25 protein-coding genes are annotated in these 24,452 nt (G+C 34.1%); 14 read left to right on the top strand and 11 right to left on the bottom strand.

Annotation, left to right across the window (positions count from 1 at the left end; translation table 11 throughout):
• Positions 1-6: 6 nt before the first annotated feature.
• Together trpB and HGP29_RS00120 are read right to left on the bottom strand one after the other, a co-directional pair.
• Positions 7-1,191: a tryptophan synthase subunit beta gene (gene trpB / locus HGP29_RS00125; RefSeq protein ID WP_168880285.1), complete on the bottom strand. Its 1,185-nt coding sequence runs from the start codon at positions 1,189-1,191 to the stop codon at positions 7-9.
• A 4-nt stretch (positions 1,192-1,195) separates the two neighbouring features.
• Positions 1,196-1,870 carry a phosphoribosylanthranilate isomerase gene (locus tag HGP29_RS00120; RefSeq protein ID WP_168880284.1) on the bottom strand — a complete coding sequence of 225 codons (675 nt, stop codon included), beginning with the start codon at positions 1,868-1,870 and terminating at the stop codon, positions 1,196-1,198.
• Between the two features lie 223 nt (positions 1,871-2,093).
• Here HGP29_RS00120 and HGP29_RS00115 point away from each other — a divergent pair, with 223 nt between their 5' ends.
• Positions 2,094-2,345, top strand: coding sequence for a hypothetical protein (locus HGP29_RS00115; protein ID WP_168880283.1), 252 nt, complete (start codon positions 2,094-2,096; stop codon positions 2,343-2,345).
• Positions 2,346-2,381: 36 nt separating this feature from the next.
• Positions 2,382-2,786 carry a hypothetical protein gene (locus HGP29_RS00110; RefSeq protein WP_168880282.1) on the top strand — a complete coding sequence of 135 codons (405 nt, stop codon included), beginning with the start codon at positions 2,382-2,384 and terminating at the stop codon, positions 2,784-2,786.
• Here HGP29_RS00110 and trpC read toward each other — a convergent pair.
• The 5 genes from trpC to HGP29_RS00085 form a co-directional block, all read right to left on the bottom strand.
• Positions 2,770-3,552: an indole-3-glycerol phosphate synthase TrpC gene (gene trpC / locus HGP29_RS00105; protein ID WP_168880281.1), complete on the bottom strand. Its 783-nt coding sequence runs from the start codon at positions 3,550-3,552 to the stop codon at positions 2,770-2,772. The genes HGP29_RS00110 and trpC overlap by 17 nt on opposite strands.
• 24 nt (positions 3,553-3,576) lie before the next feature.
• Entirely contained in the window at positions 3,577-4,560 is a 984-nt protein-coding gene (trpD, locus tag HGP29_RS00100; protein WP_168881212.1) for an anthranilate phosphoribosyltransferase, read from the bottom strand.
• Positions 4,561-4,633: 73 nt separating this feature from the next.
• Entirely contained in the window at positions 4,634-5,203 is a 570-nt protein-coding gene (locus HGP29_RS00095; protein WP_168880280.1) for an anthranilate synthase component II, read from the bottom strand.
• Between the two features lie 63 nt (positions 5,204-5,266).
• Entirely contained in the window at positions 5,267-6,673 is a 1,407-nt protein-coding gene (locus HGP29_RS00090; protein WP_168880279.1) for an anthranilate synthase component I family protein, read from the bottom strand.
• A 368-nt stretch (positions 6,674-7,041) separates the two neighbouring features.
• Positions 7,042-8,955: an outer membrane protein assembly factor BamB family protein gene (locus tag HGP29_RS00085; protein WP_168880278.1), complete on the bottom strand. Its 1,914-nt coding sequence runs from the start codon at positions 8,953-8,955 to the stop codon at positions 7,042-7,044.
• Between the two features lie 238 nt (positions 8,956-9,193).
• On the opposite strand from HGP29_RS00085, the gene HGP29_RS00080 reads away from it, so the two are divergent.
• From HGP29_RS00080 to HGP29_RS00065, 4 genes are all read left to right on the top strand, one after another.
• Positions 9,194-9,835 carry an ABC transporter ATP-binding protein gene (locus tag HGP29_RS00080; protein ID WP_168880277.1) on the top strand — a complete coding sequence of 214 codons (642 nt, stop codon included), beginning with the start codon at positions 9,194-9,196 and terminating at the stop codon, positions 9,833-9,835.
• Between the two features lie 9 nt (positions 9,836-9,844).
• Entirely contained in the window at positions 9,845-11,062 is a 1,218-nt protein-coding gene (locus tag HGP29_RS00075; RefSeq protein ID WP_168880276.1) for an ABC transporter permease, read from the top strand.
• A 1-nt stretch (position 11,063) separates the two neighbouring features.
• Positions 11,064-11,510, top strand: a complete 447-nt coding sequence (locus tag HGP29_RS00070) for a hypothetical protein (protein ID WP_168880275.1) — start codon at positions 11,064-11,066, stop codon at positions 11,508-11,510.
• Between the two features lie 77 nt (positions 11,511-11,587).
• Positions 11,588-12,235, top strand: a complete 648-nt coding sequence (locus tag HGP29_RS00065; RefSeq protein ID WP_168880274.1) for a hypothetical protein — start codon at positions 11,588-11,590, stop codon at positions 12,233-12,235.
• Between the two features lie 24 nt (positions 12,236-12,259).
• Here the strand turns inward: HGP29_RS00065 and HGP29_RS00060 are convergent, their stop codons facing one another.
• Positions 12,260-12,706: a MerC domain-containing protein gene (locus HGP29_RS00060; RefSeq protein WP_168880273.1), complete on the bottom strand. Its 447-nt coding sequence runs from the start codon at positions 12,704-12,706 to the stop codon at positions 12,260-12,262.
• Positions 12,707-12,921: 215 nt separating this feature from the next.
• Between HGP29_RS00060 and HGP29_RS00055 the strand changes: the two genes are divergently transcribed.
• Genes HGP29_RS00055 through HGP29_RS00040 form a run of 4 tightly spaced genes read left to right on the top strand, consistent with a single transcriptional unit; the run spans position 12,922 to position 15,413 of the window.
• Positions 12,922-14,142, top strand: a complete 1,221-nt coding sequence (locus tag HGP29_RS00055) for an aminotransferase class V-fold PLP-dependent enzyme (protein ID WP_168880272.1) — start codon at positions 12,922-12,924, stop codon at positions 14,140-14,142.
• A gap of 17 nt (positions 14,143-14,159) precedes the next feature.
• Entirely contained in the window at positions 14,160-14,597 is a 438-nt protein-coding gene (locus tag HGP29_RS00050) for a SufE family protein (protein ID WP_168880271.1), read from the top strand.
• A gap of 19 nt (positions 14,598-14,616) precedes the next feature.
• The gene (locus tag HGP29_RS00045) at positions 14,617-14,961 is read left to right on the top strand and encodes an iron-sulfur cluster assembly protein (protein WP_168880270.1); all 345 of its coding nucleotides are present in this window, start codon (positions 14,617-14,619) and stop codon (positions 14,959-14,961) included.
• A 38-nt stretch (positions 14,962-14,999) separates the two neighbouring features.
• A complete protein-coding gene (locus tag HGP29_RS00040; protein WP_168880269.1) occupies positions 15,000-15,413 on the top strand; it encodes a BrxA/BrxB family bacilliredoxin in 414 nt (137 codons plus the stop codon).
• Between the two features lie 54 nt (positions 15,414-15,467).
• Here HGP29_RS00040 and HGP29_RS00035 read toward each other — a convergent pair whose 3' ends face one another.
• Complete coding sequence (locus HGP29_RS00035; protein WP_211093161.1) at positions 15,468-18,257, bottom strand: OmpA family protein; 2,790 nt, start codon at positions 18,255-18,257, stop codon at positions 15,468-15,470.
• A gap of 46 nt (positions 18,258-18,303) precedes the next feature.
• Positions 18,304-20,667, bottom strand: a complete 2,364-nt coding sequence (locus tag HGP29_RS00030) for an OmpA family protein (RefSeq protein ID WP_168880267.1) — start codon at positions 20,665-20,667, stop codon at positions 18,304-18,306.
• Positions 20,668-20,883: 216 nt separating this feature from the next.
• Here HGP29_RS00030 and ubiE point away from each other — a divergent pair, with 216 nt between their 5' ends.
• Positions 20,884-21,609 (top strand): bifunctional demethylmenaquinone methyltransferase/2-methoxy-6-polyprenyl-1,4-benzoquinol methylase UbiE, encoded by a 726-nt coding sequence (gene ubiE, locus HGP29_RS00025; RefSeq protein ID WP_168880266.1) that lies wholly within the window; start codon positions 20,884-20,886, stop codon positions 21,607-21,609.
• The gene (porT, locus tag HGP29_RS00020; protein ID WP_168880265.1) at positions 21,558-22,364 is read left to right on the top strand and encodes a type IX secretion/gliding motility protein PorT/SprT; all 807 of its coding nucleotides are present in this window, start codon (positions 21,558-21,560) and stop codon (positions 22,362-22,364) included. Before ubiE ends, porT begins: the two co-directional genes overlap by 52 nt.
• A 37-nt stretch (positions 22,365-22,401) precedes the next feature.
• On the opposite strand, the gene HGP29_RS00015 is transcribed toward porT, so the two are convergent.
• Positions 22,402-23,028, bottom strand: coding sequence for a hypothetical protein (locus HGP29_RS00015; RefSeq protein ID WP_168880264.1), 627 nt, complete (start codon positions 23,026-23,028; stop codon positions 22,402-22,404).
• A 118-nt stretch (positions 23,029-23,146) separates the two neighbouring features.
• On the opposite strand from HGP29_RS00015, the gene HGP29_RS00010 reads away from it, so the two are divergent.
• Together HGP29_RS00010 and HGP29_RS00005 are read left to right on the top strand one after the other, a co-directional pair.
• Positions 23,147-24,136, top strand: coding sequence for a LuxE/PaaK family acyltransferase (locus HGP29_RS00010; RefSeq protein WP_168880263.1), 990 nt, complete (start codon positions 23,147-23,149; stop codon positions 24,134-24,136).
• Positions 24,137-24,146: 10 nt separating this feature from the next.
• Positions 24,147-24,296: a hypothetical protein gene (locus HGP29_RS00005; RefSeq protein ID WP_168880262.1), complete on the top strand. Its 150-nt coding sequence runs from the start codon at positions 24,147-24,149 to the stop codon at positions 24,294-24,296.
• The last annotated feature ends 156 nt before the right edge of the window (positions 24,297-24,452 follow it).

Here is a 24,452-nt window from a genome sequence, read left to right as displayed (position 1 = left end):
GAGTGATTAATAGTTCCCCCATTTAATGTATGTCTCAAGGTCTTTATCGCCTCTACCTGATAAGTTTACAACTACAACATCATCAGATTTAAAGTTCATTTTACCTAAAGCTGCAAAGGCATGAGCTGATTCTACCGCTGGAATAATACCTTCCAACCTTGACAATTCAACACCTGCATTCATGGCTTCATCATCAGTAACATATTTGAATTCTGCTCTTCCTGAATCAAATAAATGAGCATGGATTGGCCCAATACCAGGGTAATCAAGACCAGCAGAAATTGAGTAAGGTTCTACCACTTGCCCATCTTCTGTTTGCATCAAAATCGTTTTAGATCCATGAAGTACACCTGGAGTACCCAAGGCAGTTGTTGCTGCTGACTCCCCAGATTCAACTCCATGTCCGGCAGCTTCTACTGCTACCAAGTTGACATCTTTCTCATCTAAGTAATGGAAAAATGCACCTGCTGCATTAGAACCACCTCCTACACATGCAATAACATGATCTGGATTTTCTTTCCCTTCTTTTTCTTTTAACTGCCATTTGATTTCTTCTGAAATCACTGACTGAAACTTCGCAACCATATCTGGGTATGGATGAGGTCCTACAACTGAACCAATAATATAGTGTGTATCATTTGGGTTATTAATCCAATGACGCATTGCCTCATTTGTTGCATCTTTTAATGTCTTAGAACCACTAGTTGCTGGAATTACTGTTGCTCCTAATAAACGCATACGCTCTACATTCGGACGTTGACGAGCAATGTCAATTTCTCCCATGTAAACGATACACTCCATATTCATTAAAGCACAAACAGTAGCTGTAGCCACACCATGTTGACCTGCACCTGTCTCTGCGATAATCTTCTTCTTATTTAACCTTCTTGCTAAAAGAATCTGCCCAATAGTATTGTTTACTTTATGTGCACCAGTATGATTTAAATCTTCTCTTTTAAGGTAGATTTTAGCACCATACTTTTCAGATAATTTCTTTGCAAAATAAAGAGGTGTAGGTCTACCTACATAGTCTTTCAATAATCCATCAAACTCCTCTTTGAATTTTGGGTCAGCGATCATCGCCTCATAATTATCCTTTAATTCTTTTACATTTGGATAAAGCATCTCAGGAATATATGCTCCTCCAAACTGACCGTAATAGCCATTCTGATCTGGTTGCTGATATGTCATCTGTCTATTTTTTATTATTGATGGATTTCACCCATTCTGCTAAAGATTTTAATTGCTCTATATCTTTAAAAGCCGGTGATGTCTCAAATTTACTATTTACATCAATTCCTTTGCAAGGTAAATGATCTAACTTTCTGATATTCTTTATATTTTCTAAAGAAAGACCCCCACTCAAAAGAAAAGGTTTTGTTGAACTATATTGTTCTAGAACTCCCCAATCAAATGTCTCCCCAGTTCCGCCATGTTGAGGTGATTTTGTATCAAACAAGAAGTAATCTACATATGCTTCATAAGGCTTTAGGGCTTCAAAATTAAACTCATCTTTAATTCCAAAGACTTTAAAAACTTCAAACCCTTTTGTTTTTAAGGATTCACAAAGACTTGGAGGTTCAGTTCCGTGAAGCTGAATTACATCAAAATGATACTTCTTTGCATACGCTAAAATGGTTGACTCATCTTCATTTACAAACACTCCTACTCTCTTCGTTTTTACAGTATCAGGCCATTTTTCTTCAAGAAAAGAAACGTCCTGTTTTTCAATAAACCTCGAAGATGGAGGGTAGATAATAAACCCCATATAGTCAGGATCCAATGTTAAGACATCATAAATATTCTTCTGATCTCTCATACCACAAACCTTCCAACTGACGGTTTCTATATTTTGTTTGTTCTTATTCATGAACTGAAATTTAACTCAATCTATCACAACACTATGCACTTACACAAGCAAATACTACTCGCTTTCTTTTTATCCCCAATGATCTTAATGGCTCAGACTACTGATTATAAAGCAGATCAAAATCTATAATTCTTTACTACCTCACTCAAAGTATGAAGTATGTTTCCCTACTTACCCTCAATACGAAGCAGGTTCTTCATCATTCTCAGTACGGACTCAAATCATGAAACTTTATTCAAAAGCATCAGTTCAATTTGAAGAAGCTACCATTCATGGAGAACAAATTCACCTTAACTTTTGTAAAAAAGATATTTTGATTTATGCCTCACCTAATTACCCTGCCACTATCACTCCTTCTATTAATATTTCTATTTTAGGAGACCTTCAACTAGAAGCAATTGAGCCTAGTCTCTTAATGATAAAAGAGAACTGTATCTATAATCGGAAATCAAATACACTTACTCCTATGAAATAATTTCTGAAAGATGTAGGCAACTATTATCTTTGATATATGAGAATTGCGGCATACATATTTCTTTTATCCTTTTTCCTCTCTAGCTGTAACCGACAGTTTTATGATAGAGAACGCTCTTTAGATTATAGTGCAGATAATGCTTTTATCAATCAAAAGAAACATACACTATGCTTAAGAGGTAACGCCTATTTTAATGATCCTGAAATTGAAATAAAAGCAGATTCTCTGGACATCCACCACCGAACAGGTGTTGTTGTAGTCTACGCTACAGAAGATGGACCGTCTGAAATTTATGTCAAAGGCAGCATCAAGGTATTAGGTCAATATTCTATGCCTGGCTCTAAAGATAACTTTTACAGAAACTTCGATTACTTACCACAAGTAAAACGAATTCGTTTTCATAAGAGTAAGATGCAATTAAAGGCTAAAGCTGACCAATAAAATCTATTGCTGCTTTTGCAGGGTCTTCTGTCTTCATAAAGTTTTCTCCAATCAGGAATCCTTTATAACCGTATTTTCTTAGCTCTTTAATATTTTCAATATTGCTAATTCCGCTTTCAGACACCTTAATAAATTCATTAGGAATTTTATCCGCCAATTTCTTAGAATTTTCAATACTTACTTCAAAAGTTTTCAAGTTCCTGTTATTTACTCCAACAAGATCCATACAAGGATCAATATGAGCATTTAACTCTTCTTCGTTGTGAACTTCTAATAATACTTGCATTCCTAGGTTTCTAGCAACAGAAGCATAAGTTTTCGACTCTTCAGGAGTCAAACAAGAAGCTATCAATAAAATAAAATCAGCACCAATTGATTTAGCTTCGATGATTTGATATTCATCTACAATGAAGTCTTTTCTAATAATAGGCACTGGAGATACAGACCTTGCTGCTAATAAATCATCTACTGTTCCTCCAAAAAACTCTCTATCTGTTAGCACCGACATTGCCGAGGCACCCGCTTTATAATACCCTTCTGCAACATCCGTTACCAAGGCTTTACCGTTGATCAATCCTTTTGAAGGAGACTGTCTTTTAAATTCAGCGATAATACCTGATTTAGTTGGACTTCCTATCCAAGATTTAGCAGAAACCGGTTCTTTATCAAATAATGGTCTTTCCTGTAAATCTGAAATACTTAAAATCTCTTTTCTTGCTGCTACTTCAATTTTTTTATGTGCAACAATTTTATCTAAAATCGTCATGGTGAACTTACTCTAATAAATGACTTATGATACTAACTTTTTAAATGCTTTAAATGCAGCTCCAGATTCTAGAGATTCTCTTGCTTGAGCAACTCCTTCTTCTAATTCTAGACCTTTTCCTGTTGCAATGGCAACACCTGCATTGGCTAATACGGCTTGTTTCTGAGGTGCAGTACCTTTGTTTTCTAGAACATCCGTAAATATTTTAGCTGACTCTGCAATCGTCCCTCCACCAAACAAAGATTCTTTCGTTTGATAATTCAAACCTAGATCTTCTGGTTTTAATAACCTTTCAGAGTCTTTTGTAATCATCTTAAACGGTGATGTTAATGAGATTTCATCATAAATATCTAATGAATGAAGAATCGCAAATTGCTTGTCTGTCTGTTGATATAAATACCCGTATAATCGAGCTACTTCTAAGCTAAATACACCAACAATCTGTTTCTTCGGAAAAGAAGGATTTACCATTGGACCTAACATATTGAAAAAGGTTTTCACTCCTAATTCTCTACGGATAGGTGCCACATTTTTCATAGCTGGATGAAACAAAGGAGCATGGATAAAACAAATTCCTGCTTCATCTAAATTCCTTTTTAAAGTATCTATATCGTTGGTAAAATCGTAACCAAAATGTGCCATCAAGTTTGATGAACCACAAACTGAGGAAACACCATTATTACCATGCTTGGCTACATTCTGACCTGCTCCTGCTACAATAAAAGAGGATAAGGTTGAAATATTAAAAGTATCTTGGCCATCACCTCCTGTACCGCAAAGGTCCATGGCATCAAAATCATCTAAATCTATTCTTAAGCACAATTCTAACATAGCATCTCTAAATCCCGTCAATTCTTCAACGGTAATACTACGCATAGAATAAACAGTAAGGAAAGCTGCAATTTGAGAAGGGTTAAATTCTCCTTGTGCTAATTTAGTTAAAGTCGCTTTGGCTTCTTCTTGTGTTAAAGAGCCATATTCAAAAAGTCGGTTCAGTATCTTCTTCATCATTTATGAATTAAGAGTTCTTTTTATCAGTTAAGTATAGTTTTGCTTAACTATAAGTTATCCACTCGATGTTTTAGCCTTGTATCCAATTTTTTAACATGTCCATTCCATGTTCAGTCAATACAGATTCTGGATGAAATTGTACGCCTTGTACATCAAATTCTTTATGCTGAAAAGCCATAACAAATCCTTTTTCATCTCTAGCAGTTACTTGTAAAGGAGTACCAGCTAAACTATCTGATTGAACTACCCAAGAGTGATAGTGTCCAATTTTAAAAGTATTGGGTAACCCCTGAAATAATTTTGCTTCTGGTGTAGTTACTTGAGCTTGATCTGCTACACCATGCAATGGATAATTATTTTCTAAGGAAGCTCCAAAGGCTTCACCTATTGCTTGATGCCCTAAACAAACACCCAAAATACTTTTTGTTGATGCATATGTTTTAATCACTTCAGGCATTATCCCTGCTTCAGAAGGGATACCTGGCCCTGGAGAAAGAAGAATTTTATCATATTTCCCTACTTCTTCCAAAGTGATTTTATCATTTCTAAATATCTCTACCTCTTGCCCTAGATCTCTTAAATAATGTACTAGGTTGTATACAAAAGAGTCGTAATTATCTAAAACTAAAATTTTCTTCATTGCTTTTTACTTCACCCTCTTCCTAAAGAAGAGTTATTGTTATTTCATTCTTTAAGATGAGGATTACAGCTCCTCGGCCATATTCAATGCCTTTCTAAGTGCAGCCAACTTGTTATGTACTTCTTGCAATTCGCTTTCTTCAGAAGACTGAGCAACAACACCTGCACCTGCTCTATAATGTAGTTTATTATCTAAGCTCAAGAAAGAACGAATCATGATTGCATGGTTAAAATCTCCATTAAAGCTCATAAAACCGATAGCTCCACCATAAAAACTACGTCTTACATTTTCATATTTATCGATCAATTCCATGGCTTTGTACTTTGGTGAACCTGATAATGTACCAGCAGGGAAAGTATCTGCTACTACTCTTAAAGGATCTGTACCTTCCGTTAGATCACCATTTACTTTCGATACTAAATGAATAAGATGTGAGTAATATTGGATTTCCTTAAATACTTCTACCTCAACATTACCTCCGTTTCTACTCAAGTCATTTCTTGCTAAATCAACTAGCATTACATGTTCTGAGTTTTCTTTAGGATCATCGTATAATTTTTGAGCAATTTCGGCATCTTGCTTATCGTTACCTGTACGCTTAAAAGTTCCTGCAATTGGGTGGATAGTAGCTTTTTTATCTTTGACAATGATTTGAGCTTCAGGAGAAGAACCAAAAATCTTATATGTACCGTAGTCAAAGTAAAATAGATAAGGAGAAGGATTTATTGAACGTAATGCTCTGTAAACATTAAATTCATCACCTTGGAAATCTTGTTGGTATCTTCTTGATAATACTATCTGGAAAACATCTCCTCTAAAACAGTGGTCTTTCCCTTTTTTCAAGACTTCTAAAAATTCTTCGTCAGTGAAGTTTGTCGTCTCTTCACCCGATCTTGAAAAGTGATATGCAGGGAAATTTTTACTTTTTATCAGCGTCTTAATTTCTTCGATATTACTTTCGCTATTATCACCTTCTGGGATATGCTCAAAAATATGAAGCTCATTTTTAAAATGATTGATTGCAATGACATATCTAAAAGCTTGATATCTAATTTGAGGGATTTCAGTATCAACTTTATCACTATCGAACTCAATTTCTTCGAACGATTGTACCGCATCGTAAGTCATATATCCAAACAACCCATGTGATGGAAACTTCTGATTTTCATCTTGCTTATGCTCAAAAGACTTCGAAAAAACTGACAGTTCCTGTAATGCTTCAGCATATGTAGTTAATGTCTTTTTTTCTTCTTCCTTATTTGGGTATTGAACGCGTAATAATTTGTCTGTAACAGAAATCTCAGCCACCGGCTCACAGCAAATAAAAGAATAACTATTATCTGCTCCATGATAATCTGAACTCTCTAACAATAAGCTATTTGCAAAACGATCTCTTACTCTCAAGTAAATGCTTACTGGAGTAACAGTATCTGCAAGAAGCTCCGCATGTGTGTTGATAAAATGGTACATATTTTTATTTTTAATTAGTTGAATATCAAAATTGAAACATAAAAAAAAGCTCACTGAGTGACCAGCGAGCTTTTCAATAATATCTATATAAAATAAAGCCTATACGCAACGGTTCACTCAATTTGAATTAACTGAGCGCCACCACCATGACTTTACGATATTTCTTGTTACATTTTTCATTGCGACATAAAAGTAATAAGTAGAATATAAATTCACAATCAAAACTCTTAATTTTTACAATTTTAATTGATCTTGAGTTTTTTTATATGAATAATATAATATTCAGACAATTATTTAGAAAAATCGTAAAACAAAAGAGTCATCTTATAAAAATAAGATGACTCCTTTCAACAACCCCATAGAATGATTTAGTTCAAGTAGTATGCAGTTAGTTTACCACCAACAACAGCATATAAGATATTTTGAGATTCAATGATCTTATATACTACCTTACGGTCACTACCTACTTCAAATCTTTCAAGCTCTTCACCAGTATTTTTATCTACTTTGATCATCGTTAACTGATCACCTGCTTCAGTTTTTACACCTTCCATAAAGAACGCATGGTTACCAATAACTTGAGCTTTACCATGAAGTTTATTTTGGTTTCTGATTTTCGCTAATTGCTCTCTTTGTAAATCAGAAACTGCTTCAACATTTCTTGTTGTTTCAGGACTCATAAACGGAGCAGCAAATTCAGTTTCACCATTTGAATTAGTTGAACCAATTTGTACTGATGTTGATAAGTCACCAGCAATTTTACCTGCCATTAAAGCTGCTTTAGCTAAACGGTCAGCTTCTAATTGCTTGTAATATTTTTGAGATACTAAAGTACCTTTCTTATCTAAACATAAGAATTCTTGAGGACCAACAATAAAGTATCCTTTTTCTGTAGTTTCAAAGAAGAATATATCTTTTGGCTCTTCAATATCGAACTTAGATTTTTCTGGCTTCTTCTCTACTAAGTTAGGGTTAAATAAGTATAGTTTTTTCTTATCTAAAACTGCAACCATTGTTGATTGGTCATCGAATGATACTTTATCAGTGTTCGCTTTAAAGTTCCAGATTTTCTTACCAGAAGTTTTGTCATAGAATCCTAAACCTCTTGAGTGGATCATTAAAATACCTTTCTCGTATTCTTTTTTGATTACACCACCTTCGATATCTTCATCCATATCAAATTTAATTGGCTTTTTCCATTGCTCAGATGCATCAGATTTTGCAATTAACATTTGCTTGTTTCCGTAGAATACTTCTAGGTTATCACCTAATAGCTTCACTTCTTTGACATTACCCGCTTTGTAACCTTTTTTCCAGATAGACTGACCTGATTTGTACTCATAGATGTTAATTGAGTTTCCTGAGTTTACAAGGAATTCACTATCACTAACATTCATCGATGAAATGTAGCTATCATCCAATTTCACAGGCTTTTTCCATAATGGCTGACCATTTTTGATATCTAATGCTTGGATTTTTTTACCCAATTTCACTTCACCATATTTCGGTTGACCAAATGCTGATGGAGCATCTACTACTACTAAATACTCTTGCTTGTTGTCTAAGAAAAACGCACCTGGGTTTACTTCGTTTTGCCAAACAATTTCACCTGAATTTCCTTTCAATAAGAATAATGTTTTACCTCCTCTATAGATGAAATCACCAGAGTTAGTCACTTTTGGAGATAACGATACATCTAATGATGAAGTAGCTCCAGCCATTTTTAATAGTTTACCAGCACCTGTCATGCTTCCTACTACTGTTTTCCAACGAACTGATTTGTCGTTCATATCAATACAGTATAATTTCTTTTGTTTATCAGCAGTTAATGTCTCTACTAAATAAACATATGCTTCAGCGATAAAGTAAGTTTGAGTAATTTTTGAATACTCATCTTCACCTTCACCAAGGATCACTTTACCTGTAGTAATGTCAATAGTTTTCTTGTCTACTGAAACAAATGGAGATAATGGAATAGGTTGCCATGATTCGCTAACTAATGAATTGAACTGTCCACCAGCTCCTGCCATGTTAGCAATATTGTTTACTTTTTTTGCACCTTCGTTTGTTGCGTTTTTCTCAAGTCTCCAAATAAATGATTGTGTATCTGGATTGATACCATAATAGAACTTTGAAGTTTCTAATACAGAAACCCCTGTGAAAGCGTGTACGAAGATTTGTTTTTCATTACCCTCGACATCTAAAATCCAGGCCACTTTTTTTTGAGCAAAGGCAGACAGACACAGTAATAGTGTGACAATAGTTAAAAAGCTTTTTCTCATTTTATTAATAGCTTACAAATAGTTTATAAAAAAATAAATAGATATATAGAAGTTGTTGTATTATAAATTTAGAGCACACATTAATTAAAATCCTAGGTAGCTAAAGAAACATCTTTCGAGATATAGTTTTATTACTATAAATTCTTAATAAACTTATAATCACAGATATTACAACAGATATAGTAATCTAAATTCTTGAAATATTAGTATCTTTTCGGTCTCTTATATAAACACGAAGATGATTCAAACAAATCAACTAAAATATACCTATTCAAATACCACCAAAATCAGTTTTCCAGACTTTAATATTGGTGCTGGTGATGAGATGCTAATTTTAGGTCCATCAGGATGTGGTAAAACTACATTACTACATCTACTAGGAGGATTGCTACCTAACCAAGAAGGTAAGATTGTTATTAATGGACAAGATATAACGGATCTAAAAGGCCGAAAAATGGATAAGTTCAGAGGAGATAATATTGGTATTATCTTCCAGAAACCTCACTTTGCTAGTGCCTTAACAGTTGAAGAAAACTTAGCTTTTGCACAGAAAGCAGCAGGGAACCAAGTAGATAAGGATCGTATAAAGTATTTATTAAAGCGACTTGGAATACTACAACATTTAGGACAATCACCTAAAAAGATGAGTGAAGGTGAAAAACAAAGACTCAGTGTTGCTATGGCATTAATAAATAAGCCTACGCTACTTTTGGCAGATGAACCAACTGCGAGTCTTGATGATCACCATGCAGAATCCGTTATTCAGTTATTAAGAGAATTATCAGCGGAAGAAAATACTGCTTTAATTATTGTTACTCATGATAGCCGTCTGAAGACTGCTTTCGATGGTCATGTATTGAATCTAAAACCACTTCACTAATCTTCCATTATGAACATCTTTCAATTTGCCTGGAAAAACCTTTGGCATAAACCTTTAAATACATCATTAAACCTTGTTCTCTTTGCTTTCGGTGTAAGTATTATTTCTGCATTACTACTCACTCAAGATTATTTCGAACAAACATTAAAGAAAAATCAAGCAGGAATTGGAATGGTTGTGGGAGCAAAAGGTAGTCCTTTGCAACTTATACTGTGTGCTATTTACCAAGTAGATACTCCTACGGGAAATATCCCTTTAGAAGAAACTAAGAAATTACAAAAACATCCACTTGTGGCTAAAGCTATCCCTCAATCACTTGGAGATAGCTATAAAGGCCATAGACTTGTTGGTACTACTCATGAGTATCCTGAATTATATAAAGCCACTTTGGCAGAAGGTAAACTTTGGGATGAGGAGAAACCTTTTGAAGTAACCATAGGAGCTGCAGTTGCTAAAAAGTTAGGATTAGAAATTGGTGATGATTTTCATAGTTCACATGGCATTGGTGGAGGTGGACATCACCACGACCATGAACATTTTGAAGTGGTAGGAATTCTTGCTCCTACAGGTACTGTAATCGACCAATTACTCTTAACCAGTTTAGCATCAATTTGGGATGTGCATGCTGAAGAAAATGAGTCAAAAGTAAACTTTGGTAACCTTGGAGATAAAGGCAAAGATCATGGAAAAGAAATTACTACGATGTTAATCAAGTTCCGAAATCCGATGGGTGCAATTACGCTTCCTAGAATGGTCAACGAACAAACATCAATGCAAGCAGCAAGCCCAGCATACGAAACAGCAAGACTACTTTCACTTTTAGGTGACGCTATCACTGCTTTAAAGTTTCTTGCCATTGCTATTATGATCGTTTCGGGGTTAAGTATTTTCATATCACTTTTCAACTCATTAAAAGAAAGAAAGTATGAGTTGGCTTACTTACGATCATTAGGTACCAATCAGAATTATATTTTTGGTTTACTTATTATTGAAGGCATGCTATGTTCCGTTTTAGGATATATAATTGGCATTACTTTAAGTCATGCTTCTATCTATATCGCCGCCAACCAAATCGACACTCTAAATGCTTTAAATATTGGTGGGACTGCATTTAATACCGGAGAAATCTATTTATTTGCAGGAACTTTAATTATTGGCTTCATCGCTTCTATACTTCCCGCTATTCAAGCGGCTAGAACGAACATTTCACAGGCATTATCTGAATAACATGAAACTTCACACACTATTTTTAGTTTTCACTTTTATACTAATTCAATCTGTATGTTCAGCCCAAAACACCATGGATGTTTGGAAGACCTTAGGACATGTAGAAATGAAAACTTACATGGATGAGACGCTTGGTTTCGAAGTTTCAGAACCTATTTTTGGTGGGGAAGTCGAAATGCTAGATGGTTCTCTAATTACTATTTCAGGGTATATCTTACCTGTTGATAGTGAAGATGGCACAAGTATCTTATCCTACATGGCTTTTGCTAATTGCTTTTTCTGTGGTAACGCAGGGCCTGAAACCGTTATGGAATTGGATATCCCGAAAAAACAAAGCTGGGTAAATAAGAAGGTAACTGTGAAGGGTAGATTGAAATTAAACAGAGATGATTTTTATAGTTTGATATATAAATTATCAGATACTGTGCTAATTAAAGTAGAAGACTAAATACAACATCGTTTAATATCTAATATTTACAAATATTTTCATTATCTTGAAGTCTAACTTAATTGACTTCATTATCCATGTTAAATACATTTGGCAAATTATCATTAGAGTCAAATGAACAAAGTGTACATCAAGTCATTGACCATTATCTTTTTCAACTAGTAAAAAATACATTTCGATTCTGCAGTTTATTGTTACTGAACTTCACAATTGGGTCAATCATTTGCAATTCACAAATTTTCGGAGACTCTACGATATTAGTAGGATCGCTATTTGGTGTTGGTTTATTATTAATCACAATCACTCAAATAGGGTTTTCAACCTATAGATATATTTCATTTATTTTACTAAACAAAGGGAATGTCTTTGTCTTCTTTAATAGTAAAAAACTGATTAGTTTCTACTTAAGGGTATTATCAGAAAAATATCTTTTGGAAGAAGTAATTGGTGGTATGCTAAGTGGAATAACAAAAGCAGACGATATCATTCATCACTACAGAGATCTTAATAAATTAAGAACTAGTGTTATTGAAGTAATTGTTCAAAAAATAATGATTTATGGAGTATCTATTCTACTCTACATATTCATATTTAATCAGTTTCTAATAGACCGATTAGTGATTTTAGCTCCTGAGCTTATAAATACTTGGAAAATCTACCTTGTTCCTTACTTACTTGCTCTAGATTTTATTTTTAATGTAAACTTAACTGGTTTATTAATTTAGTTGATAACGGAAGTCTAGACTAGGTTATGATACACACACTTTAGAATCACATTCTTTTGATGAATGCGAAAACTTTAAATTTGCTAAGTGTAAAGCAATTAACGCAAAAGAAGCTGTATAAGATAAAACAGCTAACCATACAGGCTCAAACCCCACATATTTAATCAACATCGATGTTGCATATACTAAGTAAGACAACCATAAACCCCATTTTATAGGTTTTGAGTGAGTCTTTTTACTAGCAAAATAAACAGCAACACCTCCTACTAGAATCATAGAGATATCTAATACCCCCCAAAAGTCAAATACGTGACCATGGTCGTGATCATGTCCATCATGAATATGAGAGACAGTAGAGCTGATAAATATCAAACCTGATGTTAGAATGCAATGTACCAGGCAAAAGAATGAGCCGGTAAATCCTATCTGATCTGCGTATTTCTCTAACTTTATTTGAACTTTTTCAATCATGCTACAAAATAAATTCTTGTAGACGAAAATTGCAAACTTGTCGCAAGTAAGATAACATCGCAATATTTAATTTTTCTTAAAGCATCAATATTTCATCATATATTCATGTTTTTCCTAAATATTTTCAATGAAAACGTCAAGAAACTTGAATACAAAGAACTTTTATACAAAATTGCAGTTTCATTAGATATAGATTGATTCTAAATAGTATAAAAATGATTGACGTAGAACAACTTCGTAGTGAATTCCCAATATTAAGTACAGAAGTAAATGGTCATCCATTAGTATATTTTGATAATGCAGCAACCAACCAAAAACCAAAAGTTGTTACTGATGCATTAACAGAGTATTATGATGGCTATAATTCAAATGTACATAGAGGAGCTCACGCCTTAGCGGACAAAGCTACACAGGAATTTGAGCGTACTAGAGAGTTAATCAAAGACTTCATCAATTCTCCTAAAACAGAACAAGTAATCTTTACTAAAGGAACTACAGAAGGTATCAACCTTGTAGCAAATACTTTTGGTAGAGCGAATATTACCGAAGGAGATGAGATTATAGTTTCTACAATGGAACATCATTCTAACATTGTTCCATGGCAGATGATTGCTCAGGAAAAAGGTGCGGTTGTACGGCCTATTCCTATCACTGATGAAGGAGAAATTATCTTCGAAGAATTTGAAAAAATGCTTTCAGATAAAGTGAAGATTGTTTCTGTTGTACACGCTTCGAATGCATTAGGAACAATAAATCCTATTGAAAAAATCATTGAAAAAGCTCATGAAGTAGGTGCTAAGGTATTGGTAGACGGTGCTCAGTCTGCTGCTCACCTTCCTATTGATGTACAACAATTAAACTGTGATTTCTTTGTGACTTCCGCTCACAAAATGTTCGGACCAACAGGTATGGGCTTTTTGTATGGTAAAGAAGATATCTTAAACGATATGCCACCTTTCTTAGGTGGTGGAGAGATGATTAAGGAAGTATCGTTTGATGGTACTACTTTCAATACTCTTCCTTACAAATTTGAAGCAGGTACTCCAAATATTGCTGATACAGTAGCTTTTGCAAAAGCTCTCGAATTCATCAATAAATATGGTAAAGAAAATATAGCAGCTCATGAAATTGCTTTGTTGGAATATGCTACTGAGAAATTAACTTCAGAAATTCCTTCAGCAAAAATAATCGGGCAAGCTAAAAACAAAGTTAGTGTACTTTCGTTTGTGATAGAAAATATACATAACTACGATATAGGAATGATGTTAGACGCAAGAGGAATTGCTGTAAGAACAGGACATCACTGTACGCAACCTCTAATGGCTCGTTATAATTTAGAAGGTACAGTTAGAGCATCATTCTCAGTTTACAATACTTTTGAAGAGGTAGATAAGTTTATCGAAGCTCTAAAAAGAATTGTCAAAATGTTTGGTTAAATAATAGGTGTAAAATTATGACAGTGGCAACAAAAAGTATAGAAGAAGTACAAAACGATATTATTGAAGATTTCGATTTGTTAGATGGAGATAGAGAATCAACAATTTTCTACATCATGGAACTTGGACAAGAATTACCGCCTCTTGATGAAAAGTTTATGGTAGACGAAAACTTGATTAAAGGTTGTCAATCTAAAGTTTGGTTAACTACTGACTTTATAGATGGTAAAGTAATTTTCCAATCAGATAGTAACACAGACATTACAAAAGGATTAATTAGCCTTCTAATTAGAGTATTAAATGGTCGTTCTCCTCAAGAAATTATTAATGCCGACCTTTTCTTTTTTGATAAAATAGGAATGAACGGTGTCATCGGCTCTCAACGTTCTAACGGTTTTGCATCTATGATAAAGCAAATGAAATTCTACGCTTTAGCTTACAGTGCAAAAAACTAAATAATAATTGAATAGCGTTATGTCAGAAAATAAAGAATCTGTATCACCTGTAAGTAATACAGAACTAAAAGATAAAATCGTTACTGCAATAAAAACAGTTTACGATCCTGAAATTCCAGTTGATGTTTTTGAATTAGGTTTAATCTATGATATCAACATTATTCCTCCTCTAAATAAAGTACATATCCTTATGACTTTAACTACTCCTTCTTGTCCATCTGCTGAGCAGATTCCTGGTGAGATCGAGCAAGTTGTAAAAAGTGTTGAAGAGGTGAGTGATGTAGAAATTGAACTTACATTCGAACCTCCATACACAACAGACATGATGTCTGAAGAGGCTAAACTTGAACTTGGTTTCTTATAAAATCTTCTTTAAATCGAATTTAATTAACAACGAAAAATATGTATCCTGAACATTTAACAGCTCCTATGAAAATGGAGTTAACAGACAATGGCTTTACAGATTTAACTTCTGCTGCTCAAGTAGAAGAAGCTTTAGCAAAAGAGGGAACTACTCTTTTAGTAATCAACTCTGTTTGTGGTTGTGCTGCTGGTACTTGCCGTCCAGGTGTACTAGGTTCTTTAGCAAAAACAGAAAAGAAGCCTGCACAATTAGCAACAGTTTTTGCTGGTGTTGACCAAGAGGCTACAGCTAAAGCAAGAGAGTTGATGTTACCATACCCTCCATCATCTCCAAGTATCGCTATGTTCAAAGATGGTGAATTAGTTCACTTCATCGAAAGACATCATATTGAAGGTCGTTCTGCTGATATGATTGCAGAACACTTAGTAGCAGTTTATAACGAATTCTGCTAATTCAACTTCAAATCAAAAAAGGGCTGACTCTTCATTGAGTCAGCCCTTTTTTATTTACTTAGCATTAGAAACTACCTGAAACTTAAACTGAATTCTTCTATTTTCACTCCTTCCATTACGAGTACTATTAGAAGCTATCGGTTCATCCTCTCCTTTACTGTCAACACTAATCCTATTAGGATTTGATAGATCTTTAAAGAAATAAGCTACAGATTTCGCTCTTTGCATTCCTAAATAAGTATTATATACATCTGGTCCAGTACTGTCTGTATGACCAATTATTTTTAAACCTTTTAAAGGGTTATTCTCTAAATAATCGAAGATTTCTTGTAATACATCATCATGTGCATGACCAAACTCTTCCGAATTGAATGGGAATTGGATAGTCATATCTTCAATACGGCTTTCAAAAGCTAAATCTTCATTTGATTTTGCTATTGAGCCCCCCCTTGTTCTAGTCACCTCTAATTTTGATGTTCCACTGATTAACTCTTCATGAATTTCATTATGATCATGTTGAGGGTCATAATTTACATAACCATCTTCTGCAACTTCATCTTCAATATACTGAAGGTTCATCCCAGTGGTGGCATCAGAAACAATATTGGAAGTAAGTTGTTCTCTTTCAACTCCATTATCTTCCATATATTTGAAGACCTGATTTATTTCCATCAAACTCTTTTTCGAATTGTCAGCTGTGATCACTAACTCTAAATAAGCACACTGCTTCAATTCTGATAAAAGATGTGATAACTTCCCTTCGTTTCTTTCAATAAACTCAACATCATTTCGAGTATCTAACTCGTAGTATTCTTGATCATAAGTCTCAATTGTACAATTGGCTGCTCTAGATAACATTTTTCTATATCCCTTCGGACGAATAATGTATTCCATTCTATCATTCTTCCAACTATCAGGACTATCTTTTAAATACAGAGGAAAACGAGTACCATAACCAATATTCTCATTAATAAGGTTATCATCTTCGACCCCAATAGTCTTAAGTCCCTCTAATGTTTCCATTGATTTCGTTTTTGTTTCAAACTCTAATACCAATGGACTTTTTGAATCATCAAAATTCGAGTGGCCAATTATTTCTAAACTATATGATGAGTGATCATCTACTAAAGTTTTTAACTCTTGTAATTCTGCTGTTGAAGAAGCTAAGTCTAGTTCTCCATCTTTAAAATAGATGTTATTTAAAGGCTCAGATTTATTTACTGCAAAAGTCTGTAATTCATAAAACTCATTGAACTCAATAGTCGGTGTTTCATATAAATCAAAGTTGATTCTTTCTGATTTAAATAAGTAACCTTCTGCAGAAACAAGGATAGCATAATCATCAGCACATCGATGCATAAACTTAAGCTGTCCTCCATCAGTATATACAATTTCGTCTTTCTCTACTTCGTGAGTTTGAATGTTCACTAACTTCACATGAGCTTTTACCTTCCTCGCGTTTTCAGTGTTTACTTTTAAGTTAAAGAAAACAACTTTACGAACGTTAGATTCATTATTCTTTACACAGTAAATATCAAAGCCACCCATTCCCTCTTCACGAACTGAAGAGAAGTAAGATTCAGATCCATCTGCCGACATTACGTAAAATAGATCATCACTTGGTGAGTTTACAGGATAATTCAATTGCTCTAATTCTCCAAGTTCTCCTGTTTTCAAATCTATATCGACTTTAAAAACATCAAAACCTCCAATACTATGGTGACCTTGTGAACTAAAGTAAAGTACTTTACCGTCTGGGTGGATATAAGGAGATTCTTCATCTAAGTCTGTATTGATTTTATCTCCCATATTTTGAGGTTCAGCCCACTCACCATTAGGTAGTTGTCTTACTATATATAAATCTTTTCCTCCATGAGCATTTTTATCTGTCCTATTACTAGTGAAAATAATTACTTTTCCATCACTAGACATACTCATATGTGTCTCTAGTGCTGAAGAGTTAATTGGAGCACTAATAGGTTTTGGGGAAGTCCATTTTTTCCCTTTTCTATGCACTTCATAGATATCCCCAGGATTTACTGTACTTGCTCCTACACTTCTGTACATAAATAACTGGTTGCCGTCTGCTGTTAGTGCAATTGCGGCATCATGCTCTTCCGTATTGATTTCTACAAACTCTTTTGGAGAACCCCAATATCCATCTTCTCTTCTATCCATATAGAACACATCCTGATAAGGTAGTTGATCATGTGGATCTAACTCATGATGGCTTGAGATATCCTGACGGTGAGATGTAAAGTACAAACGTTGAGCATCAACAGTAATAATCGGAGTAATATCTGGAAGGTAAGTATTTGCTAAAGAAAGGTTTAGCATCAACTTATCATCAGCCTGCTCCATAAAAGCCGTTCCTCTTTGTGACTGTTCGATAAATCGATCTAGCTCTTCAATTGTATAATTTTGATATCCCGCATTTTTCTTAGCTTCTTTCAAAGCATCTTCATCAAGCTTTGCAAGCTCGCCTCTTGCCTTTTGGTAAGCGACTACCGCCTTATCAAACTGTGTTGATAACTGATAGTTTTTACCTAACCAATAGTTCACCTGACGCATATCAGGAGATAACTCATTGGCTTTTTCAAAATAAGGCAATGCATCCACTTTATTTTTAGTGGGTGAGTAGAAAGTAGCAATACCTAAATAATACCACATTAAAGCAATAGATGGACTTAATTTGGTAGATTCAAGCATCTCGTCCTCCACGAAATGATATTCCTCTAATCGTAAATACGTTTCAGCCTCTTTCAAGGCTTTTTTCTCCTTGTTTGTTAATTCTTGTCCAATAGCAAAAAAAGAAGCAAAGTGAATGAGTAGTACGATGAGCAACAGTCTTTGTCTAGGGTAACACATTGTGATAGTCAGATTAATTTACTTATTTAAAATTTTTGTATTCAAGTGGTGTAAATGAAATTCGTCTATTCTTTTTTCTACCCTCTGCTGTAGCGTTATCAGCAATGGGTTCATCGAAGCCGTAAGACCTAAATTTCATCCGTTCCTTTTCTATCCCCAAAATTACTAATTGTTGAACAATTATTTTTGCACGTTTCTCACCTAAAATATAGTTAAACGAAGAAGTACCTATATTATCGGTATGTCCGCCTATCTCAATCACCAAATTTGGGTATCGATCCATCACATCATAGATCTGTTCTACTACGATATAACTCTCAAAAGTAATTGCATTACTATTAGATGCGAAGGTAATTGTACCGACAACTTCTAGTACTTCACCAAGGTGAGGAGTAAGCTGTGGGATGGTATCTTCTACAACAGTTTCTTCATAAACAATGACCTCTTTTTCAACAGGTAAAATAATATATTCTATACGGTTGTTTTTTTGTCTACCTAAACTCGATTGATTAGAAGCTACAGGAAATTGCCAACCCAATCCTTTTGCCTCAATTTTATCTTCAGCAACACCCAACTTAAGTAATTGATCAGCAATAAGATCTGCTCTCATTTGAGTTTCATAAACATTTACTGTAGAGTCCTCTTCTACCTTCGCTGAGTGTACATAAATACCGACCTTATATTCTCCTGTGGTTTTAGTGAAATTTGCTAATGCTTTTAACTCTGAACTAGAAGAATTATCCAAGAGAGTCTTCGATGCAAAAAAGATATTATTGAGTTTTTCTCTATTCTGTTCTTCAACTCTTTGTAACTGAACAGTTTCGTTCATTTCGATATACTGTTCCTGACCTTGAATATGAATATTTTTAGAATGGAATAAATAACCTTCTTGCGTAAAACGTATACCATAATTCAATTCAGGCTCTAGATATACTAAATATTTGCCACCCTCAGCAACAACACTTTGAAGCACTTCACCAGTTGTATTATCGACTACTTCTATCGTTGCTTCGATCAGATTATTTGATGTTTCATCCCTTACCTCACCTGTTAAAGCAATAAGGTTAATCGTTTGAGACGGAATCATTGCCATATAAATATCCTGACCTCCATAGCTATCTTCGCGAATAGAAGAGAAATAACCTCTCTCCCCATCCGAAGAAATAGAATAGAAAATATCGTCACCTGCTGTATTAATTGGATAGCCGATATTTTTCGCTACCGACCACTCTCCTGTTTTTTCATTCCTTTCTGAATAATAGATATCATAACCACCCATACCTTCATGTCCTTTTGAACTGAAGTATAAGATATTTCCATTTGGGTGTACAAAAGGGCTTTCTTCATCATATTCTGTATTAATATGATCACCCAAATTTTCTGGATCTCCCCATTCTCCATATTTATCTTTATGGATAACATAAATATCTTTTTCTCCCAAGGCGCCTTTCCCTGATCGATTACTCGTAAAATATAAAGACTGTCCATCTGCCGTTAATGAGGCATGTGTTTCCCAATTATCGGAATTTATTCCTTTTGGCAATTTCTCAGGGCTTGTCCAAAGTTTCCCATTCCATTCACTAAAAAAGATATTTCCCGTATGGCCTCGGTCACTTCGGTATAAAAACAAAGTATTTCCAGAAGGGGATAATCCTACCGCTGCATCATGTCCGATTGTATTTACTGAGTTACCAATTGAAGTTGCTTTTGACCAATTTCCCTCTTCATCTCTAAGAGAAATATACACATCCTCATAATAGAGTCCATCAATTGGGTCTATATCTTTTCCTCGACTATCTGGTCTCCTTGCTGTGAAAATCATCATCTGTTCATCTGCAGATAAAACAGGAGCCAATTCCTGATACTCAGTATTAATGTTAGGACCTAAATTGACAATCAACATTTCTAGAGAATCTTCCATCAAGTCAATACTAGTTAAGCATTGTTTTTTGAGTTGATTAATCTCTTTGTTAATGTCTCTATCACTGTAATCAAGAAATTCTAGATACTTGTCATAATAGTCGTATGCTTCTTGGAACTTATGGTTATACTGTAATGAAACCGCCATCAGACGATAAATATCTTCGTATGACTCATAATCCGTGACCTTTTGGAGATACGGTAATGCATGACTTTTATTTAAGGTTTGAGAGTATATATAATTATACCCCATAAGATAATTCCAGTCTTCAACTTCTTTCCCCTCTTCTTTCACTTCCAATAAAACATCGACTGCATGATGATACTCTTCAATACGCATGTAATCTCTAGCGTATCGAATAGCTTTTTTGAAGTCTGATGAGTATTTAATTTTTTGTGCTTGAACAGGTTTTATAAAAAGAAAAAGTACCGAAAACAGAACGAATCGATTAAAAAAGTACTTCATAAAAATGATAATAAAATATGTCGTTAGTACAGTATTGAATAGTAGGATAATGTAAACAAAATCATACTATTAAAAGTTAAATGCAAAAAGCGTTGGTCTAAGCTTTTAAAAGTGTAATTTTGCACATCAAAGATTGGATTAGACCAATAATTGAGTCCACAATATTAGCAATCTATACAATAGTAACCTATTGGTAGAGAAAAAATTGTATAAAACATGACAGTATTACCATATAAAGATAGCAATGACGGGAAGAAAGAACAAGTAGCCAGTATGTTCGATAATATTTCTTCAAAATATGATTTATTGAACAGGGTACTTAGCGGAGGTATTGATATCTATTGGAGAAAAGTTGCTATTAATAAGCTAAAAAGTAAACAGCCAAAAACAATTCTTGATGTTGCCACTGGTACAGGTGACCTTGCTCTTCAGGCATGGAGTACTTTACAACCAGAGAAAATTACAGGTGCTGATATCTCAGCTGGAATGGTTGAAGTTGGTAGAGAGAAAGTAGCTAAAAAAGGACTTTCAGACAAAATCGATTTACAGATTGGTGACTCTGAAAACCTTCCTTTCGAAGACAATTCTTTTGATGCTGTTACTGTTGCTTTTGGTGTGAGAAACTTTGAGAATCTTGAAAAAGGGTTATCAGAAATACAAAGAGTACTTAGACCTAATGGCACATTAGTTGTACTTGAATTTTCACAACCAACTAATTTCCTATTCAAGCACTTATATAGATTTTACTCTATGAAAGTCCTTCCAACAATAGGAAAGATTGTTTCAAAAGATAACTCAGCGTATACTTATCTTCCAGAGTCAGTAGAAAAATTCCCATATGGAAAGGCCTTTACTGATATCTTAGACAAGTTGGGCTATAAATCAGTCACATGTACACCACTCACGTTTGGAATAAGTTCAGTTTATACTGGCCAAAAATAATTATTACAAGTTTTATCTTTTTGTTGGCTTTTTCATACACTGCAAAAGCTCAACAAAAAGGTAAAACCAGTACAATACTAAATCTGCCTAATTTTGATAAAAAGAAATTCCATTATGGATTTCAGCTAGGTTTTGTTTCATCACCAGTTGGTTTAGATCCGTCGGAAAATGCTTTTCAAATTAACGGTACTGATACAACTGCTGTATATATCACTCCTCAAACTACAGCAAGCTTTTTATTAGGTTTTTTAATGAATATCAAATTATCTGACGATAACCATTGGCATTTACGAATATCACCTAATGTATCTTTTTATTCTAGAAGGTTTACAATCGACTCTTTAGGATATAACCTTCCTTCTTCAGACGATATTATCATTGACCCTAATCGTGATTTGGTACAATTACAATCCAATACCTCTTTGGAAATACCTATCATGTTTAAGTATCAATCCAAAAGAAGAAAGAATCACAGGCTTTATCTTTTAGGTGGTTTAACTCCTTCATTTACTGTTGCAACCAAACAAGAATCTACTCGAGAAGAGTTTTGGATTACATTGAAGGAATACAATCTATCTTTCACTTGGGGATTTGGTATGCACATTTACAATCGAATGTTTTGCTTATCTCCTGAGATAAGAATTTCACATGGACTACTTAATGTAGCTGACCCTGTGGATACCTCATTATATATGCATACTGTTGATGCGATACGATTACATAAAATATCATTTATCATCAACTTTGAAGGGTAAGTAAGCTTGCCTTAAAAAAAGGGAACCCCCTTAAAAATCACTCTGGCTGATTTTGAGGGGGTTCTTCATTATCTTCTTTACGTTTCGGAGATCCTATCTCTATTCCTTCCGTTGTGATTTCATTACTTTCATTTAATGCTCTATCACAAATATGAATATTAAACTTCACTGAATCTCCTTTGTATAATGGTGACTCAAATACACCATCAAACCAAAGGACAATACCATACCGGAGTTCCCCTTCTAAAGGTCTATCTCTTCCTGAGGTATTCAACATTGGAAAACGACCATTGAAATTAGTTTCGCCTTCATATGTTACGGGCTGATAAGTGCCGTCTTCTTCTTTTCTTAATACTTCAACAAAATAATTATTGTGGTACTTATTGTCTATTGTATCTCCATTTACCGGATCAATAGTTTTAGGAGCGTAAGGGCCTTCATTATCTTCTGGATCTAAGCCAAGATCGCCATCTCCATCTTTAAAAGTAAAAGCGATATATACACTATCTTTCTTTTCCTCTGAATTATAATTTTCAATCCAGGCAAATTCTATTTCTGGTTCCAATGGAAATTCTGGCTCACCAAAACAAGATGAGAGCATCAGAAGTATTAACAACGGACGAATACGCTTTAAAAATTGAGTTATATATCTTAGCGAAATCATAGTTATTATGATAATTTTATTTAGTCTGCGAACTTTGTGTCACAATACTGAATTAATTATTTTACAAGGATATTTCTATACGAAGAAAATCATTTATATACATTCATAAAAGCATATAATGGAATTCATTCATCAATTCAAGAAAAAAATATTTTCTATTCAAAATGATCAGGATTTTGAATCTGCAGCACTAGAAGCTTTTCACTTTCAAGCTGTTGCTAATCCAATTTATGCAAGTTATTTGAAGTATCTTGGAGTTTCTCCTAATAATATACATAAGATTACTGACATTCCGTTTATGCCTATTGAGTTTTTTAAGACTCAAAAGGTTCTTTGTGAGAATATTGATGAAGAAATCATTTTTAGAAGTAGTGGTACTACAGGTAGTGTAAGAAGTCAACATTATGTTTCAGACCTTAATCATTATAAAAAGATCACTACATCTTTCTTCCAATCTATATATGGATCATTAGAGAATATTCATATTCTAGCTCTTCTTCCTAGTTACTTAGAAAGAAAAGATGCCTCTCTTATCTGTATGGTCAGTGACTTCATGGAGCTATCTGCTGATAAATCAGACTTCTACTTAGATGATCTTCAGAAATTGGCAAATAAATTGCAGGAAATACAACAAAGTGGTGAAAAGGCTATTTTATTTGGTGTCACTTTCGCTTTACTTGATTTCGCTGAAAAATTTCCCTCAGACTACTCCAACATTACAATTATGGAAACTGGTGGTATGAAAGGAAGACGTAAGGAAATCACAAGAGAAGAAGTACATCAACAACTTAAAAAGGCTTTTAACTCTGACCTAATACATTCTGAATATGGTATGACTGAACTCTTATCTCAAGGATATTCTCTTGGAGATGAACAATTCTTCACACCACCTTGGATGCGTATTTATTTTAGGGAGATCAATGATCCATTTGCATTATCAACTTCTAAACGTGGAGGTATTAATGTCATTGATTTGGGAAATATTGAATCCTGTTGTTTTATTGAAACTAAAGATATCGGTGCTCCAGGCAAGGACTTTAATCATTTTTATGTTTTAGGTCGCTTTGATAATACCGATATTAGAGGTTGTAATTTGATGGTACAATAAAAAATTTATAATGAAACGCTTTTTAATTATCTGTTCAGGTCTTTTACTTTTAGGCCTATCTTCTTGTAGAACATATAAGACTTGTCCTACTTATGCTAAAAGTGATGTAAAAAATGCCATCCTAGCAACTGAGAAAAATACAATGGATACAAAAAATTAATTTTTAAAACTGTATTCCTTAAAAATATTGAGCCTAATGCGCAAAGCATTTAGGCTTTTTATTTTGCCTAAAAACCTTGATACACAAAAAAAGGTTAGCTAACATCTTGTGTTAACTAACCTTCTATATTTAATGAATGTGGCGCCGACTTACTCT

It is taken from the genome of Flammeovirga agarivorans, assembly GCF_012641475.1.
Classification (GTDB): Bacteria; Bacteroidota; Bacteroidia; order Cytophagales; family Flammeovirgaceae; genus Flammeovirga; species Flammeovirga agarivorans.
Note: the sequence above shows the minus strand (reverse complement) of the source record. Positions and strands in the feature narration are given on the sequence as shown.

Coding starts and splice junctions, on each gene's coding strand:
- trpB (WP_168880285.1), bottom strand. CDS start 1,191: ATGACATATCAGCAACCAGATCAGAATGGCTATTACGGTCAGTTTGGA.
- HGP29_RS00120 (WP_168880284.1), bottom strand. CDS start 1,870: ATGAATAAGAACAAACAAAATATAGAAACCGTCAGTTGGAAGGTTTGT.
- HGP29_RS00115 (WP_168880283.1), top strand. CDS start 2,094: ATGAAACTTTATTCAAAAGCATCAGTTCAATTTGAAGAAGCTACCATT.
- HGP29_RS00110 (WP_168880282.1), top strand. CDS start 2,382: ATGAGAATTGCGGCATACATATTTCTTTTATCCTTTTTCCTCTCTAGC.
- trpC (WP_168880281.1), bottom strand. CDS start 3,552: ATGACGATTTTAGATAAAATTGTTGCACATAAAAAAATTGAAGTAGCA.
- trpD (WP_168881212.1), bottom strand. CDS start 4,560: ATGAAGAAGATACTGAACCGACTTTTTGAATATGGCTCTTTAACACAA.
- HGP29_RS00095 (WP_168880280.1), bottom strand. CDS start 5,203: ATGAAGAAAATTTTAGTTTTAGATAATTACGACTCTTTTGTATACAAC.
- HGP29_RS00090 (WP_168880279.1), bottom strand. CDS start 6,673: ATGTACCATTTTATCAACACACATGCGGAGCTTCTTGCAGATACTGTT.
- HGP29_RS00085 (WP_168880278.1), bottom strand. CDS start 8,955: ATGAGAAAAAGCTTTTTAACTATTGTCACACTATTACTGTGTCTGTCT.
- HGP29_RS00080 (WP_168880277.1), top strand. CDS start 9,194: ATGATTCAAACAAATCAACTAAAATATACCTATTCAAATACCACCAAA.
- HGP29_RS00075 (WP_168880276.1), top strand. CDS start 9,845: ATGAACATCTTTCAATTTGCCTGGAAAAACCTTTGGCATAAACCTTTA.
- HGP29_RS00070 (WP_168880275.1), top strand. CDS start 11,064: ATGAAACTTCACACACTATTTTTAGTTTTCACTTTTATACTAATTCAA.
- HGP29_RS00065 (WP_168880274.1), top strand. CDS start 11,588: ATGTTAAATACATTTGGCAAATTATCATTAGAGTCAAATGAACAAAGT.
- HGP29_RS00060 (WP_168880273.1), bottom strand. CDS start 12,706: ATGATTGAAAAAGTTCAAATAAAGTTAGAGAAATACGCAGATCAGATA.
- HGP29_RS00055 (WP_168880272.1), top strand. CDS start 12,922: ATGATTGACGTAGAACAACTTCGTAGTGAATTCCCAATATTAAGTACA.
- HGP29_RS00050 (WP_168880271.1), top strand. CDS start 14,160: ATGACAGTGGCAACAAAAAGTATAGAAGAAGTACAAAACGATATTATT.
- HGP29_RS00045 (WP_168880270.1), top strand. CDS start 14,617: ATGTCAGAAAATAAAGAATCTGTATCACCTGTAAGTAATACAGAACTA.
- HGP29_RS00040 (WP_168880269.1), top strand. CDS start 15,000: ATGTATCCTGAACATTTAACAGCTCCTATGAAAATGGAGTTAACAGAC.
- HGP29_RS00030 (WP_168880267.1), bottom strand. CDS start 20,667: ATGAAGTACTTTTTTAATCGATTCGTTCTGTTTTCGGTACTTTTTCTT.
- ubiE (WP_168880266.1), top strand. CDS start 20,884: ATGACAGTATTACCATATAAAGATAGCAATGACGGGAAGAAAGAACAA.
- porT (WP_168880265.1), top strand. CDS start 21,558: ATGTACACCACTCACGTTTGGAATAAGTTCAGTTTATACTGGCCAAAA.
- HGP29_RS00015 (WP_168880264.1), bottom strand. CDS start 23,028: ATGATTTCGCTAAGATATATAACTCAATTTTTAAAGCGTATTCGTCCG.
- HGP29_RS00010 (WP_168880263.1), top strand. CDS start 23,147: ATGGAATTCATTCATCAATTCAAGAAAAAAATATTTTCTATTCAAAAT.
- HGP29_RS00005 (WP_168880262.1), top strand. CDS start 24,147: ATGAAACGCTTTTTAATTATCTGTTCAGGTCTTTTACTTTTAGGCCTA.